This is a genomic window from Bacillus spizizenii TU-B-10 (assembly GCF_000227465.1).
Lineage (GTDB): Bacteria > Bacillota > Bacilli > Bacillales > Bacillaceae > Bacillus > Bacillus spizizenii.
Genome location: NC_016047.1, coordinates 3731627 through 3747751, shown reverse-complemented (window position 1 = coordinate 3747751; position 16125 = coordinate 3731627). Strand labels below are relative to the sequence as shown.

The 16125-nt window shown below is 43.9% G+C and carries 16 protein-coding genes; 9 read left to right on the top strand and 7 right to left on the bottom strand.

Annotated features, from left to right (window positions below; genetic code table 11):
- The first annotated feature begins 3 nt into the window (after positions 1-3).
- Positions 4-777: a MerR family transcriptional regulator gene (locus GYO_RS40745; protein WP_014115474.1), complete on the top strand. Its 774-nt coding sequence runs from the start codon at positions 4-6 to the stop codon at positions 775-777.
- Between the two features lie 21 nt (positions 778-798).
- Here the strand turns inward: GYO_RS40745 and cls are convergent, their stop codons facing one another.
- Positions 799-2247 carry a cardiolipin synthase gene (gene cls, locus GYO_RS40740; RefSeq protein ID WP_014115473.1) on the bottom strand — a complete coding sequence of 483 codons (1449 nt, stop codon included), beginning with the start codon at positions 2245-2247 and terminating at the stop codon, positions 799-801.
- 241 nt (positions 2248-2488) lie between these two features.
- Here cls and GYO_RS40735 point away from each other — a divergent pair, with 241 nt between their 5' ends.
- Complete coding sequence (locus GYO_RS40735; protein WP_014115472.1) at positions 2489-2923, top strand: DUF5392 family protein; 435 nt, start codon at positions 2489-2491, stop codon at positions 2921-2923.
- A 136-nt stretch (positions 2924-3059) separates the two neighbouring features.
- Here the strand turns inward: GYO_RS40735 and GYO_RS43570 are convergent, their stop codons facing one another.
- The 3 genes from GYO_RS43570 to GYO_RS40720 form a co-directional block, all read right to left on the bottom strand.
- Complete coding sequence (locus tag GYO_RS43570) at positions 3060-4850, bottom strand: N-acetylneuraminate synthase family protein (protein ID WP_014115471.1); 1791 nt, start codon at positions 4848-4850, stop codon at positions 3060-3062.
- A gap of 252 nt (positions 4851-5102) precedes the next feature.
- Complete coding sequence (locus GYO_RS40725) at positions 5103-5621, bottom strand: DUF5362 family protein (RefSeq protein ID WP_014115470.1); 519 nt, start codon at positions 5619-5621, stop codon at positions 5103-5105.
- A complete protein-coding gene (locus GYO_RS40720; RefSeq protein ID WP_072181891.1) occupies positions 5618-6109 on the bottom strand; it encodes a GNAT family N-acetyltransferase in 492 nt (163 codons plus the stop codon). The genes GYO_RS40725 and GYO_RS40720 overlap by 4 nt, the downstream gene beginning before the upstream one ends.
- A gap of 142 nt (positions 6110-6251) precedes the next feature.
- On the opposite strand from GYO_RS40720, the gene spoIIQ reads away from it, so the two are divergent.
- Complete coding sequence (gene spoIIQ, locus GYO_RS40715; protein WP_014115468.1) at positions 6252-7124, top strand: stage II sporulation protein SpoIIQ; 873 nt, start codon at positions 6252-6254, stop codon at positions 7122-7124.
- 110 nt (positions 7125-7234) lie between these two features.
- Complete coding sequence (locus GYO_RS40710) at positions 7235-7672, top strand: VanZ family protein (RefSeq protein ID WP_014115467.1); 438 nt, start codon at positions 7235-7237, stop codon at positions 7670-7672.
- Positions 7673-7697: 25 nt separating this feature from the next.
- Here GYO_RS40710 and bcrC read toward each other — a convergent pair whose 3' ends face one another.
- The 3 genes from bcrC to amtB all read right to left on the bottom strand — a co-directional run bounded on the left by bcrC (position 7698) and on the right by amtB (position 10035).
- Positions 7698-8279, bottom strand: coding sequence for an undecaprenyl-diphosphate phosphatase BcrC (gene bcrC, locus GYO_RS40705; RefSeq protein WP_014115466.1), 582 nt, complete (start codon positions 8277-8279; stop codon positions 7698-7700).
- 179 nt (positions 8280-8458) lie between these two features.
- Positions 8459-8809, bottom strand: coding sequence for a P-II family nitrogen regulator (locus GYO_RS40700; protein ID WP_003221829.1), 351 nt, complete (start codon positions 8807-8809; stop codon positions 8459-8461).
- 11 nt (positions 8810-8820) lie between these two features.
- On the bottom strand, positions 8821-10035 hold the full coding sequence (gene amtB / locus GYO_RS40695) for an ammonium transporter AmtB (RefSeq protein WP_014115465.1): 1215 nt from the start codon (positions 10033-10035) through the stop codon (positions 8821-8823).
- Positions 10036-10312: 277 nt separating this feature from the next.
- Here amtB and GYO_RS40690 point away from each other — a divergent pair, with 277 nt between their 5' ends.
- The 5 genes from GYO_RS40690 to GYO_RS40670 all read left to right on the top strand — a co-directional run bounded on the left by GYO_RS40690 (position 10313) and on the right by GYO_RS40670 (position 16050).
- Positions 10313-10774, top strand: a complete 462-nt coding sequence (locus tag GYO_RS40690; RefSeq protein ID WP_014115464.1) for a hypothetical protein — start codon at positions 10313-10315, stop codon at positions 10772-10774.
- Between the two features lie 184 nt (positions 10775-10958).
- The gene (locus tag GYO_RS40685; RefSeq protein ID WP_014115463.1) at positions 10959-11528 is read left to right on the top strand and encodes a hydrolase; all 570 of its coding nucleotides are present in this window, start codon (positions 10959-10961) and stop codon (positions 11526-11528) included.
- On the top strand, positions 11528-12886 hold the full coding sequence (locus tag GYO_RS40680; protein ID WP_014115462.1) for an MFS transporter: 1359 nt from the start codon (positions 11528-11530) through the stop codon (positions 12884-12886). Before GYO_RS40685 ends, GYO_RS40680 begins: the two co-directional genes overlap by 1 nt.
- A gap of 180 nt (positions 12887-13066) precedes the next feature.
- Positions 13067-14539 (top strand): allantoin permease, encoded by a 1473-nt coding sequence (gene pucI / locus GYO_RS40675; protein WP_014115461.1) that lies wholly within the window; start codon positions 13067-13069, stop codon positions 14537-14539.
- Positions 14540-14643: 104 nt separating this feature from the next.
- A complete protein-coding gene (locus GYO_RS40670; RefSeq protein ID WP_014115460.1) occupies positions 14644-16050 on the top strand; it encodes a right-handed parallel beta-helix repeat-containing protein in 1407 nt (468 codons plus the stop codon).
- The last annotated feature ends 75 nt before the right edge of the window (positions 16051-16125 follow it).

Genomic DNA, 16125 nt, shown 5'->3' with positions numbered 1-16125 from the left:
TTTATGAAATACCAAGTCAAACAAGTGGCGGACATAGCTGGTGTCAGCATTCGGACGCTTCATCACTATGATGATATTCAGCTTCTGAAACCTTCAGCGCTTACTGACGCAGGGTATCGTTTGTACAGTGATGCAGATCTGGAAAGACTCCAGCAGATTTTATTTTTTAGGGAAATTGGGTTTCGTCTGGATGATATTAAAGAGATGCTGGATCATCCGAATTTTGACCGGAAAGCGGCACTTCAGTCGCAAAAGGATATGTTGATGAAGAAAAAACAAAGAATGGAAGAGATGATTCAAACGGTTGACAGGACGCTTCAATCTATTGAGGGAGGAGAACATATGGATAAGCGGGATTTATTTGCCGGGTTAAGCATGAAAGACATTGAAGAGCACCAGCAGACATACGCTGATGAAGTCAGAAAGCTGTATGGAAGGGAAATTGCAGAAGAAACAGAGAAAAGGACATCCGCATACTCAGCGGACGATTGGCGCGCGATCATGGCTGAATTTGATTCGATTTACAGACAAATTGCGGCACGAATGGTACACGGCCCCAATGATGCAGAGGTTCAGTCCGCTGTGGGGGCGTTTCGTGATCATATTTGCCAATATCATTATGATTGCACACTCGACATTTTCAGAGGGCTTGGAGAAGTGTATATCACTGACGAACGATTTACAAATGCAATCAATCAATATGGAGAAGGCCTTGCCGCTTTTTTGCGGGAGGCGATCATCATTTACTGTGACCAACAGGAAAAACCCCGGCTATAAAGGCCGGGGTTTTGGCACATCTTATAAAATCGGCGACAACAGGCGCGAGACGGATTCTTTAATTCGAATCCATAAGGGGCGCTGCAGGTATTCTTCATAGGTGTATTTTCTGGATACGAGCAAATCTTCTTTAAATGTAGAAACCAGTTTTTTCGCAATGGTGATATCGTAAATAAATGCATTAACCTCAAAATTCAGCCTGAAGCTTCGGACATCGATATTCGCTGTGCCGACAGATGCGATTTCGTCATCCACCACGATGGTTTTCGCATGAATAAAGCCATTATCGTAAATATAGACAGTGGCTCCGGCTTTCAGCAGATCGCCGATGTACGAAAGTGTCGCCCAGTATACAAAGGCATGATCAGGCTTGTTCGGGATCATAATATTGACGTCAACCCCCGATAGGCACGCGATCCTCAAAGCATCCAGCAGGCTTGCGTCCGGGATAAAATAAGGCGTTTGAATCAAAATGGAACGCTTGGCATTCGAAATCATTTTAATGTAGCCATTTTTAATCTGTTCCCATTCGGAATCCGGTCCGCTTGTGACAATCTGCATCCCGACGTTGCCTTTTGGGCCGTAATCAGGAAAGTGATTCGGAATATATGTCAGCGTATGGTGATGGGAAGCTTGGTTCCAGTCAAGGATGAAACGCGTCTGGATGGCATGCACGGCCGTCCCCTGGAGCCGGATATGCGTATCACGCCAATAACCAAATTTCGGATTAAGCCCGAGATACTCATCTCCGACGTTAAATCCTCCGACATAACCGATTATTCCGTCTATGATGACAAGCTTGCGGTGGTTCCGGTAATTCAGCCGCAAGTTAATTGGCCTGAGTTTTGAAGGGAAAAAGACCTCCACATGCCCGCCGGCCTCGCGGAGCTCTTTAAAAAACTTTTTTCGCAGCGTTCTGGACCCGAGTTCATCATAAAGCACCCTGACCTGAACGCCTTCTTTCGCTTTTTGGATGAGAGCGTCCCGTAATTTTTTGCCTAATTCATCACCTTTATAAATATAATATTGTAAGTGGATATGATCTTTAGCCTTTGAAATGTCATTCAGCAGCCGCTGAAACTTATCCCGTCCATCTGTAATGACGTCAACTGAATTATCCTCAGTGAACACAGCATGATTATTCATGATAAGCATATATATTAAATCTTTGTTATCAAAGGTTGCCCGGTTGTTGAACTGAAATTGCTTGTTTTCTAAGTCTTCAAGCTGATGCTTCAGCAGCTTTTCAATTCCGATCTTTTTTCGGTCCTCCCATTGAAACAAATGCTTACGCCTGAGATTATGGCCGAATAATAAGTATAAAATAAAGCCTAAAACGGGAATAAAGAAAAGAACAAGCAGCCACGCCCAAGATGCGCTGGCATCGCGCCGTTCTTTAAAAATGACAATGATAGCCAAAAGAATATTCAAAATGAAAAAAAGTGATAAAAGGATGGAAGAAATACTCACTTTGTAACCCCGCTCATTCATATTTATCAAGAAGATTGCCATTAGTATTCCATGATTAACAGCGATCTGATTCCCATTACAAATTATAACACTCACATTTTAAAAGAATAAAGAGCGGCGATCCAGATTCTTCGTGAAAAATACGGGCAGATTTCTTTAAAACCAGCTTGCACCTGCGTTAAAATAAACACATATCATAACGTCCGTGAAGCCTTGCAACAAAATAAAGGGGGAGGATTACATGAACTTTTACAGAGTCGAACAAATGCCGGGGTTCATTAAAACAGAAATGCAAAAAATTCAAAAGGCCGTACAGCCTTTCATGAAAAAAACCGTCATTTACCGTTTTCTTGCTATTCCGCTTGCTGCATTCTCTCTCTTTAATTTAGCTGCTTTTCTATTTCACGCTTCAGCTGACAGGGAGTCCTTAATCAGCGCAGGTATATTCGCCCTTTTGGCGGCGCTTGGGCTGGCATTTTTCAAAGAAGCAGGCTATCAGCATAAACAAATCCAAAAAACGGTTCACATCTATATGCTGAACAGGATCAAAAAGAGCGAAATCCTTTCAGAAGAGAGAAAAGACTCCTATACGCGACAGATTAAGGAAGAACCGTTTGCGATGCGAAGTTTTGTAGAATTTTTGACTGAGGAAGACAGACGCAAGAAAATGTATTAAATAAGAACTGCACCCGGAATGTTGGGATTTGCCTGACAATCGGGTGTTTTTTTAGACACTAGGGATGTGGGCAGTCGTAATAAAATGCACGGTTTCGGAATGGTCCCGAACTCATGCACCGTTTTTTAGCAAGATATTATTTGTTCTCCGATGGCAACAGCGTTGCTTTGTTGATTTCCTTCACTAGAGATGTCTGATCGATCCATTTGGTCGACACATCCTGATTTATTTTTGAAACGTGTTGGTTTTCTGATAAATAATCTCTTATCCGGCTGAAATAGAGCGGTTCGTTTTTGACATCCAGGTTTCGATATATTTGTTCAAACAACTCTAAGTCTTTAGGTTCATCCAGTGTTAAACGCCAAGATGGATAATGGAGTTCTTCTGGCAGGCTGACTTGATTGATGGAAAATAGGGAAGGGTTGTTTAAAAAATAAAAAGAAAGATATTCTGTATGGGTTAACGGTTTTGGCTGCTGCACAAGCCGCTGAAGGGCTTCAACAGTAATGACATTACCGGAAATTCCTGCTGAACTTGAAAGCTCCTGAGTATAATCTGCTCCTTTTTGCAAGTGCCGGTCAATTAAATATTGAAGCACTTCAGGTGAAACCGCTGGACAATCACCTGTCACACGGATAATAATATCGGATTTTGTTAAAGCTGCGGCTTCAAGCATTCTTTCTGCCACATTTTCGGGGGCGTCTCTCACGATTCTGACCTTTCCGTTTAGAGTGAAAGCTTCAAGCGGGTCGTCTTCAGGAAGATTTGACGTTGCCAATACAACTTCATGAACACCAGGGACAGCCAGGCAATTGATTAAACAGCGCTCAACAGATGGTATTCCGTAAATAGGGAGCAGCGCTTTTTTCGGCAAACGAGTCGATTTTAGCCGGCATATCACTGCAATCGCAATTCTTGGACTTTTTATTTCGTTGAGTGTAATTGGCTGGTTTAACGATACATTAGCAGTTGCTACTTGAGGAAAAGCGTCCTCGGCTTGTAAGGGCATTAATGCATTCTCATTTCCGCATCTTTTGTAGCTCGTTTTATCCAGTGTAATGATTTCTCCTTTTTTTATATCCCGGTTGGCTGTTACGCGTAATGATGAATCATGCAAATACTTTCTTTCGGATTCCTTTACTTCAGTTGAACCATCTGCAATTTGGGCCTGCTGGAGCTTTTCCGTCATCACTTTGAATTCGTTCGGCTCTAGTGAAGAATAATAATCAAACCCTTTAGCTGCCCGATGTAGGGTAATATGTTTTTCAATAACAGCTGCCCCTGAGAAAAATGCATAGACAGGGAGATCGGCTGCAAGCGGATGATCTGCGTCAATGTGATCCGCAAATCCAATTTGAACCTTGTATCTTTTTTGTAGATGTTGTATCCGTTTTAGGTTAATATCCTCTAATTTTGTCGGATACCCTTGAAATCCGTGCATGAGAATGAGCTGATTTGCCATATGTTGTTTTACAAGCGACATCATCTGATCGATCTCTTCTTCATACCATCCCCCAACTCCGATGAGCACAGGCTTCTCTGTCATACCGATCGTTTTCATGATTTCCGTGGATTGAAGGATGGTTGTTGGAAGCTTTATGCCATCAATGTCATGCTGCAGGTGCAAAAAGAGACCTGCCCCCCATGAATCGAAAATATCCACCCAAATTTCTAATCCAAGTCTTTTTCCATAAGCGACACAATTTTTCCATACATCTTCATTCAAAAACAGCTCGATATATGACTCATAAGCAAAAAAACACGGTGTTGCAATACGGTCATACTTGAACCACTGAAATTTCACACCATCTGCTCCGCTTTCTGCAGCAGCCTTGATGAGTGCTTTGAGGTTCTCCTCTTTTCCTTGATGGGCGTTTGCGATTTCAGCAATGACTTTTACTTTTTCCGAAATGCTGTTACTTTCCAAATGCCCCACTCCTTTATTTTTATTGGGACAATCCTGCAGTGATATGGCAGGTGCCACTTTTGAAAGCTGTTTCTAAAAAAAAGACCAAGTCGTTTTATTAGATTGTATGCTTGCTTAAGAACTTAGTGTTTGCACCTGCCTGCTTTGATTGGCAAATATCCGTCAAATTGAGGTAAAGGGTGAAAAATAGACAAATAAAAAAGGCATGGTTCCGCTTTGTCTGGAACACATGCCCGGTACTGTTCAATGGCTTTATTCAAAAACTGGATCATCCTCATAATAATAAGAATCCGGATCCTCATACGTATTGGTGTTTTCAAAAGCAGCAATGCCGATAACCACCAGCACGAAAATGACCAAAATGATTCCGATCAGGCCAGTGACGATACTGGATGCTGCGTAAAACAGCTGCATTTTAATAAATGTCCCGTAATTCTCAAGCATGCTTTCGCCAGCGGTGCCGCTAAGATTTCCTTCGGCTTCCGCGGCTGCTTTTGCTGAACGCATCAGAAAGACGCCCGAAATAATGAGCAGTACGCCCGGAATGGCGCCGATGACTGTCATTAAGGTAGACAGAGTAACCAGCGATCCCATAATGATCAGCAAAATGCCTGAAATTTTGCCCCACTTGGCAATGTCTGATAGCGACTTGACAGCAGAGGCACTCAGCTGGCGGCTCTCACTTTCTGCAGGTTCAATCTCCTGCTCAGCGGGGCTATTTTCTTCATTATGATTTTCAATCTCGTTTTCATCTTTATCCAGACTAATCATGACAGCTCTCTCCCTAAAATTTTTAAATCATATCTTTTGCCGTCCATTTCGGCAATGCCGGGGAATAGTCCCCATTCTGCAAACCCGTGCTTTTCAAACAGCTTCAGGCTTGGTTTATTATGTCCGAAAATGAAGGCCATAAGTGAGCGGATTCCAAGATCCGGCGCAATGCGGAGCGCTTCCTGAAGCAAATACGATCCAACGCCTTTGCCGCGGCATGCTTCGTCAATGTATATGCTGACCTCCGCTGTTTTATTATAGGCGGGCCTTCCGTAAAATGTTTCAAAGCTGATCCAGGCAGCGACGTTCCCGTTTTCGTCCTCGGCAACATAGAGGGGACGTGCCTCTGTATGGCCCAAAAACCATTCCATCCGGTCTTCAGGAGTTACCGGTTCGGTATCGGCTGTTACCATTCGAGAAGCAATCGTTGAATTATAAATCGCAACAACAGCCTCCAGATCTTTATGTTCAGCAAGACGCAATGTCATGTTCATACGTTTTTGGCACTCCTCTCAAAAAAAAGACATATTTTCGTATCAGTCTGCGCAAACTACATCTAAAAAAAAGTTTTTTTGGATAGGTGTATATATTTTCAGAAAAGTGTTCAGAATGTTGCTGAGGTGATAAACAATGAGAGAGGAAGAAAAGAAAACTTCTCAAGTCAAAAAACTTCAGCAGTTTTTTCGTAAACGCTGGGTGTTCCCTGCAATTTACTTAGTCAGTGCGGCCGTCATTTTAACAGCTGTCCTTTGGTATCAATCTGTATCAAACGATGAAGTGAAGGATCAGTTAGCTGATAACGGCGGAAACTCCGCGTATGACAACAACGACGATGCAGTTGAAGTAGGAAAGTCAATGGAAAATGTCGCAATGCCGGTTGTTGATTCTGAAAACGTTTCTGTTGTGAAAAAGTTCTATGAAACCGATGCCGCAAAAGAAGAAAAAGAAGCAGCACTCGTTACCTATAATAACACGTACAGCCTAAGCAAAGGAATTGACTTAGCTGAGAAAGACGGAAAAGATTTCGATGTTTCTGCTTCTCTGAGCGGTACGGTTGTTAAAGCTGAAAAAGATCCGGTGCTGGGATATGTTGTGGAAGTAGAACATGCCGACGGATTATCAACTGTGTACCAATCTCTTTCTGAAGTAAGTGTTGAGCAAGGTGACAAAGTAAAACAAAACCAAGTGATCGGAAAGTCTGGCAAGAACCTTTACAGCGAAGACAGCGGAAATCACGTACATTTTGAAATCCGTAAAGATGGAGTCGCAATGAACCCGCTGAACTTTATGGACAAGCCGGTTTCTTCTATTGAAAAAGCAGCAGCAGCTGAAGAAAAAACTGCCACTGAAGAAACAGAAGAATCCATTCAGCAATCTTCCGAGAAAAAGGATGGATCACCTGAAAAAGGAACAGAAGAAAAATCCGGTGAGAAAACGGATGATTCAACTGACAAATCTGGATCTAAAGAAAGCAGCACAACAGAAGACACTGAACAGTCTTAATGTAGAAAACGTCTATCCGTGTGATGGGCGTTTTTTTTCTGTTACTTTTTGCTTTGTTTCACCGTCTATGTAGTTACACATAGGGCGTTCGTTATAAAGGAGGTTATGTCATGAACCGTCTATTGCTCGCGGGTTGGATCTTTTTTATTCTGCTCTCTGTTTGTACGGAAAGCTTCAGCGGCATGGTCGTATCGCAAACGGTGGCTTTTCATTTTCAGCCGCACCCTGATCTGTCTCAATTTTTAGACATGGATTTTACTGAGCTTACTGTACCTGTAGCGTTTATCCAAAAAATCGGGCACGTGTTTTCTTTCTTTGTGCTGACATATTTGCTGTGGAAACAGCGGGGCAGCATAAAATCAGCTGCGGCCGGCTCATTCGCGTTTGCTTTTTTCACAGAAGTTCTTCAGCTCTTCTTCAGCAGGAACGGATGTATTCGGGATGTGCTCATCGATACTGTTGGAATTGTATTGTTTTGTGGTTTATATGTGTTGGTGAAGCGGAGAAAACATGAAATGTACGAAAAATATGAAAGCCGGCTGTCTTAGGTTCAGACGCCGGCTTTTGTTTTTTCTAGAAATTTTGATCAGTTGGTTTTTTCGTCAGTTTATTGATGATGGCTTCATAGATTCTCACAATCAAATCGACGAATGGGCGAAGCAGATCTGAAAATCTAAAGAATAGGAACCCGATAATGATGGCGACAACAAGGCTGCCCAATACATCTACCGGATAGTGATGCCCTACCCAAATTCTCGAAAAGCCTGTCAAAAGCCCGAAAATGACAAGCGGCCAGCCGATTTTGCGGTTTCTGAAAAGCATCGCAATAGAAATCGCTAACGCACCTGTAGTGTGGTCACTCGGAAATGAAGCATCCGCATCATGCGGAATCAGCGTATGCACGGTGTGCGCAACGAACGGGCGCGGTTCGAAATAAACTTGTGTAATCAAAAAGTTGATGACAAGACCCGCAATTCCTGTAAGTCCCGCGTAAAGCACATTTTTTCTGCTTTGCGTGTTCCCGAACAGCCAGATTGCCAATAGGATAAGGGCATAGGCGACAATCGCATATTCCGTTATGAAGACCATAATAGAATCGAGAACTGAATTGTGATGAGATAGTCCATGGATGGCTTTAAAGATTTCGTAATTCAAATAATCACCTTTTACATTTTTAATAATAGACTCATTATACTCATAAAAAGTTTCAAATCAAAAAAGAGTTTGCCAAAATGCGTGATGCTTGAAGAGAATTCGAAGGGGGGACAGTGTTTCTGGGGGTTTTTTCTATGCGTAAAAAAAGAGATCCGGAATTCCGAATCTCTTCAAAACGATTACAGTGCTTCAGGTCCTTCCTCGCCGGTGCGGATATTGATTGTATTGCTGATTTCATAGACAAATATTTTACCGTCACCCGGTGATCCCGTTTTCAGAACCCTTTTAGCGGTCTCAGTCACTTGATCAACAGGAACCTTGCTGACTACAATTTCAATTTTTAAACGCTCATATACATTGCTTTCTATTTTTACCCCTCTATAAAGCTCCGTGTGTGCTTTTTGAAGGCCGCAGCCGTGAACATTAGAGAAGGTCAGAGAGGTGACTCCGATTTTTCCGAGTTCCTGCTTCAGCTTTTCAAAATTTGCCGGACGCGTTACAATTTCTACCTTGAACATTTGACCGCTCATAGCGTCACTCCTCACATAGAATCTTGATATGCTTTTTCCCCGTGCATCGTTAAGTCAAGCCCAAGTGATTCTTCTTCTTCGGTTGCGCGAAGGGGAAGGAAGAGGCCTACAATCTTAATAATAACGAAAGTGACAATAAATACAAAAACATAAGTGGCGGCGATGGCTACGATTTGTTTCCAGATTAAGCTTGCATCACCGTAGAATAATCCGTCCGCGCCCGCTGAATTAACAGAGGTTGTCGCGAATAATCCTGTTGCGATCCCGCCCCATGTGCCGCCGATGCCGTGCAGTCCAAAGGCGTCGAGCGCGTCATCGTATCCGAATTTCTTTTTAAGCGAGAATACGCCCCAGAAACAAACCGCTCCGCCAATGATGCCGATAATGATGGAAGCGAAAGGTGTGACAAATCCGGCAGCAGGCGTAATTGCGACAAGTCCGGCGATTGCGCCAGATACCGCTCCGAGCATCGTTGGTTTTTTGTTAATGATCCATTCTACTAAGATCCAGCCGGCAATCCCGGCTGCTGCGGCAGTGTTTGTGTTGATGAAAGCGAACATGGCCACACCATCTAAGGTCAGGGCGCTGCCAACGTTAAAACCGAACCAGCCGAACCAAATCAAAGCCCCTCCTAAGAAGGTGTAAATGAGGTTGTGCGGGGAAGACGCTGTACCGTCTTTCCGTTTACCGAGCACAATAGCGAGAACAAGTCCTGCCACCCCGGAGGAAATATGAACAACGTTGCCGCCGGCGAAATCGAGCGCGCCAAGCTGGCCGATCCAGCCGCCGCCCCACACCCAGTGAGCAACCGGTGTGTAAACCAAAGAAACCCATAAAACCGAGAATAAAAGAAAAGCACCGAATCGCATCCGTTCTGCGAAAGCCCCGGAAATAATGGCTGTAGTCAGAACAGCGAACGTCATTTGGAACATCATAAATAATGAGTGAGGAATGGTATCGCTGTAATCTCCGGGATCAAATCCGACCCCTTTCAGACCGGCCCACTCCAGTCCGCCAATGATCGAATTGCCTGGTGCGAAGGCAAGTGTATATCCGAACAGCACCCAAACGATGGAAACGATGGCAATAGAAGAAAAACTGTGCATTGCAGTGCTCAGCACATTTTTGCTTTTTACCATTCCTCCATAAAATAACGCTAATCCCGGGGTCATCAGCCACACGAGTAAAGCGCAAAAGAACATAAAAACTGTATCGCCCATTTGCATGTCTCATTCCTCCGTATCTTTCAGAATTATTATATTTCTTCATTATAGAGAAAAAAGAATGATAAAACATTTTCATGTAAGATTTCCTAACATGGTTTTTTAGGGAATGTTATCGAGGGATGTAAAGAATGGAAAATGTCATTTTTACGATATAAGTCTTTATATCTATAAAAGAAGCTGTCCATATGAGCAGAAAAGGGAATTGACAATTATTAGATTATTTCATACTGTATTAAGTGTACTAATCCAATTAATACACATTAGGGGAGGATGCGTTATGAATAAAGGCGGCAGGCTGAGGAGAGCGGTAAGTAAATCGATTCCGATGACGTTCCGATTGTTTTTAGCTTTTAATTTTTTCGTGTACGGCCTGGCGAAAGTGGTAATAGGCCAGTTTGGCGAGGTGACGCCTGAAATCGAGGCAGTTGCTGGGAAGGGGTTTACAATTGCGTGGACATTTTTCGGTTATTCTCATGTTTACGAACTGTTTATAGGTTTCGGCGAAATCGTTGCAGCTGTTTTATTACTGATTCCGCGAACATCTGCATTAGGGGCAGTTGTTTTTATGCCGATTATTGTGAACATCGTCTTGATTAACTATTGTTTTGATATTGGCGTGCAGGATCTTAGCACGATATTAATGGTCATGTGTCTCATCCTGCTTTGGGTAGACCGCCGCAAATTCATGGGCATGTTCAGACAGGAGCCGATAAACGGCGGGCAGGTGATGAAGCGATGACACCCCTTATGATTACAGTGCTTGCCGGTCTGTTTGTATGCACGACCTGTTACTTTTACATAAAAGAAAAATCATGGGAAAAGCGCTCCTTCTGAGAGTTTCACAAGCATAATAAAAGAACTTAGGCAGCGTGAAGAGTAAAATATGCAATGCGAGAAACACTAACAGCATCAGGAGGAGACGTATGATGAATACACTCAATATTGATTTTCAAAAAACTGCATTGGTTATCATTGATTTGCAAAAAGGAATTGTGCCGATAGATCAAAGCGGACAGGTTGTCCCAAATGCGAAAAAACTCATCGATGAATTTCGGAAACATAACGGATTTATTAGCTTTGTGAATGTAGCCTTCCATGATGGAGCGGATGCGCTGAAGCCGCAAACGGATGAGCCTGCGCAGGGAGGTTCGGGGGAAATGCCTGCGGACTGGGCTGAATTTGTTCCGGAAATCGGTGTGCAGGATGGAGATTACACTGTGACAAAACGGCAGTGGGGCGCATTTTTCGGCACAGATTTAGATTTGCAGCTGAGACGCCGAGGCATTGACACGATTGTATTGTGCGGCATCGCGACGAACATCGGGGTGGAAAGCACAGCACGCGAGGCATTCCAGCTTGGCTATCAGCAGATTTTTATTACAGATGCCATGTCCACGTTCAGTGAGGAAGAGCATGAAGCCACACTGCGCTTTATTTTCCCGAGAATCGGTAAATCGCGGACAACGGAAGAATTTCTAGCACAAGTGAAATGATGATATCGAAAAAAAGCCGTGCTGTTTTTTTGACAGCGGTGGCTTCAGGGACAATGCTGAATCCGCTGAACTCGTCTATGATTTCTCTTGCGCTCCATAGCATCCAGCATGAATTTCATCTGTCGTTTACAACGGTTTCCTGGCTGATTTCCTCGTTTTACCTGGCGAGTGCCGTAGCTCAGCCTGTAACGGGAAAACTCGGTGATTTGATCGGGCGGAAACGTTTGTTTTTATTCGGGCTCATTCTTGTTGCGGTTTCTGCCATAGGGGCACCGTTTGCGCCAACGTTTATGACATTATTGATCATGCGGCTGTTTCAATCGGTAGGGAGCAGTGCGATTTACCCGTCAGGAGTCGGATTGATTCGGAGTCATATTCATGAGCGGCAGGCATCCGCCTTGGCTGTGCTCTCTATTTTTGCGTCTGCCATGACGGCGCTCGGACCGACTGTCGGCGGTTTTTTGATTGTGTGGGGCGGCTGGCCGGCGATCTTTATCGTCAATTTGCCGTTTATTATCCTCAGCTTTTTCTTAGGCATGTATATGTTCCCGAAAGATCAGAAAAAAGGGGCTGGAATCAAAACGATTATTCGGCAGCTCGACATTCTTGGCATTGTTTTATTTGCCGGAGGAATCATTTTGCTTCTATCTTTTCTGCTGTCATTCAGCACGTCGCCGCATGCGGTTGAAGGTGTGCTTGGCGTGCTTCTGCTCGGTGCATTTGTTTGGCGTGAGCTGAAAACGGAAAAGCCGTTCATTGATGTCCGTCTGTTTAAAACGCAGCGAAATCTATCAGCTGTGTATGTTCAGTTTATTTTGCTGAATGTTTTCTTCTATTGTTTATTTTTTGGGCTGCCGAGTTATTTTCAGGATGAAATGCATCTTTCTGTTCAAACGAGCGGTCTGTTTATGCTGTTTATGTCTGGCATGAGCATCGTAGTGTCACCTATTACGGGCAAATGGATCGACCGATCAGGCGTCGTCAAGCCGATCTTTGCGGGCGCGCTTCTGATGACGGCTGGAGCCGTGCTCTTAACCATCTTTTTTATCAACGCTCAGGTGATCGGGAAAGGCTTTATCCTGTCAATCTTGGGTATAGGCTATGGGCTTGGAAATGTCGCGCTGCAGGCAGCGATGCTGAAAACGAGTCCTTCCAACATGGTAGGAACGACTTCAGGGCTGTTTCAAACCTGCCGTTACTTAGGGTCGATTTTATCTTCGGTGATCCTTGGTATTCTTTTTGGAAAGGAAATCACGGCGGCCCATTTTGATATGATGGGAATCATCATGATCATTGCGGGCGGAGCAAGCCTGTTAATGGCTGTGAGATTTGCTGCATTAATGAAAACTGCATCATGAGAAAAGAGGCAGGCGCTGAGTCTGTCTCTTTTTCTTGTTTAGGCTGTTCAAATAGAAACAGAAAAATTGTATATCATAGCCAATGTTATTGTCTGACTTTTCAGTTATATTAAGTGACATCAAATGTCAGAAAACTGAACATATGACGAAAAACAGATAATATTGAAAGGGGAGCCGGCTATGAAATTAAAAGAGAGCCAGCATCAATCCAACAGACTGAGCAATGAAGATCTGCTGCCTTTGGGACAGGAGAAACGGACGTGGAAAGCAATAAACTTTGCCTCCATTTGGATGGGATGTATACATAATATACCGACCTACGCGACGGTGGGCGGATTAATTGCGATCGGTCTTTCGCCTTGGCAGGTGCTCGCGATTATTATTACGGCATCGCTTATCTTGTTTGGGGCTCTGGCTTTAAACGGCCACGCGGGGACAAAATACGGGCTGCCGTTTCCGGTGATCATCCGTGCTTCTTACGGAATATACGGGGCGAATATCCCAGCGCTTCTAAGGGCGTTTACAGCGATCATGTGGCTTGGCATTCAGACCTTTGCAGGAAGCACGGCGCTGAACATTTTACTTTTAAATATATGGCCGGGCTGGGGAGAAATTGGCGGCGAGTGGAACATCCTCGGCATTCACTTGTCTGGTTTGCTTTCTTTTGTCTTCTTTTGGGCTATTCATTTACTCGTATTGCATCACGGCATGGAATCGATTAAGCGCTTTGAGGTATGGGCAGGCCCTTTAGTGTATTTGGTATTTGGCGGCATGGTATGGTGGGCCGTTGATATTGCCGGAGGACTGGGGCCGATCTATTCTCAGCCAGGAAGGTTCCATACGTTTTCAGAAACGTTCTGGCCGTTTGCTGCCGGAGTTACCGGCATCATCGGCATCTGGGCGACATTGATCTTAAATATCCCTGATTTCACGCGGTTTGCAGAAACGCAAAAAGAGCAAATCAAAGGGCAATTTTACGGTTTGCCGGGAACCTTCGCGCTGTTTGCGTTTGCCAGTATTACTGTGACCTCCGGTTCGCAGGTTGCTTTCGGCGAGCCGATTTGGGACGTTGTCGATATTTTGGCGAGGTTTGATAACCCTTATGTCATCGTATTGTCCGTGATTACGCTCTGCATCGCCACGATCTCTGTAAATGTCGCGGCGAACATCGTATCGCCCGCTTATGATATAGCGAATGCCCTGCCGAAATATATTAATTTCAAACGCGGCAGTTTTATCACTGCGTTGCTCGCTTTATTTACGGTTCCGTGGAAGCTGATGGAGAGTGCGACAAGCGTATATGCGTTTCTTGGCTTAATAGGCGGCATGCTTGGTCCGGTGGCAGGCGTGATGATGGCTGATTACTTTATCATTCGCAAACGGGAACTCTCGGTAGATGACCTGTATTCTGAAACAGGGCGGTATGTATATTGTAAAGGCTATAATTACCGTGCGTTTGCAGCCACGATTTTGGGTGCGCTCATCTCGCTGATTGGTATGTATGTTCCTGCATTAAAGAGCTTATACGACATTTCCTGGTTTGTAGGTGTGCTGATTTCATTTCTTTTCTATATTGTTCTGATGCGTGTTCACCCGCCGGCATCATCTGCGATTGAACCGTTTGAATCTAGGCAGGTTCGCCAAGCTGAATAAGATCTATTTCACGCTATATATTCATATTTTTGAAATGGTTTTCCATAAATAGAACATTTATAATTGTTTTAGAAATCTATTCTAAAACGAAATGGGAATCGAATATGAGAAAATTATATTATATTCTTTTGGCGGGTGTTTTAACGTCTGTCATCCTCGCTTTCGTTTTTGATAAGACAAAAGCGAATGAGGAACGATCTGGGGATTGCCTATATGTTTCGCCAAATGGCAGTGATCAAAATGAAGGGACAAAAGAAAAGCCATTTCGTACACTGGCACACGCTTCAGAGGAGGCTGCCCCCGGCACAACTGTCATGATTCGGGGAGGAACGTATCTTGAAACACTTGTTGTAAAGCACAGCGGTACGGACGGAAAGCCTATCACATTCCGAAACTATGAAAATGAAAAAGTCGTGATTAGCGGAGAATCCATTGCGGACGCAGAATATGAAACACCGCTCATTCATATTCAAGATAAACATGACATTGCCATTAGCGGTTTAACGATTCAAGATCTTTCTGTTTCATCTGAGGAAGCAACTGCTATGGGGATTTATGTATCAGGCTCCAGCAGTCATATTGCCATTAAGAACAATCATGTCCGGGATATTAAGACAACAGCGGATGAAGGAAATGCCCACGGAATCGCGGTCTATGGAACCGGCAGCATGAAAGACATTCAAATTGAGGACAATACGGTTGAGAATCTGACACTTGGAGCGAGTGAGGCGGTTGTGCTGAACGGGAATATTGACGGCTTCACTATTGCGGGCAATGTGGTCCGCAACAATAACAACATCGGGATTGATCTTATCGGTTATGAGGGAACCGCAGACAAAAACGATTATGTGCGAAACGGTGTCGTAGAAAACAATACAATTTATCAAAACTCGACTTACGGAAACCCAGCTTATGGAGATGATTACTCAGCGGGCGGGATATATGTTGATGGCGGACACAGTATCGATATTAAGAAAAACACAGTTTACGATAACGATATTGGGATTGAAGCAACGTCTGAACACAAAGGGAAATATGCAACTGCTATTCAGATAACAGACAACAAAGTGTACAACAATGCATACACCGGTATTTCAATCGGAGGATATGACAAAAAGCGGGGCGGCACCAGCAATTCTCTGATTGCCCGCAACATTATGTACCGGAATGACACAAAGGGGCTGTATGGCGGACAGCTGCTGCTGCAGTACGATGCGAAAAACAACACAATTGAAAAGAATATATTGACGGCCAGTGATTCCAGATTATTTATCGGAAACGATTTTACAGAAAATGAAGGGAATACGGTCAATCATAACGTGTACCATAAGGAAGCGGATCAAGACGGCATATGGATGTGGAAAAAGAATGAATACGATTCATTTTCATCGTATCGAAAAGCAACCAATAACGATCAGCGATCCATTTATGCCAATCCGATGTATCGTGATGAAGAGTCCTATGACTTTACGTTAGATCCAGATTCACCTGCACGGCCGGTCATTGAATAATATGCCATAAGCGGCGTTCTCTTCCGTTCAACGGAGCAGGACGCCGTTTTTTATATGCAAAAAAAAGACTGCCGG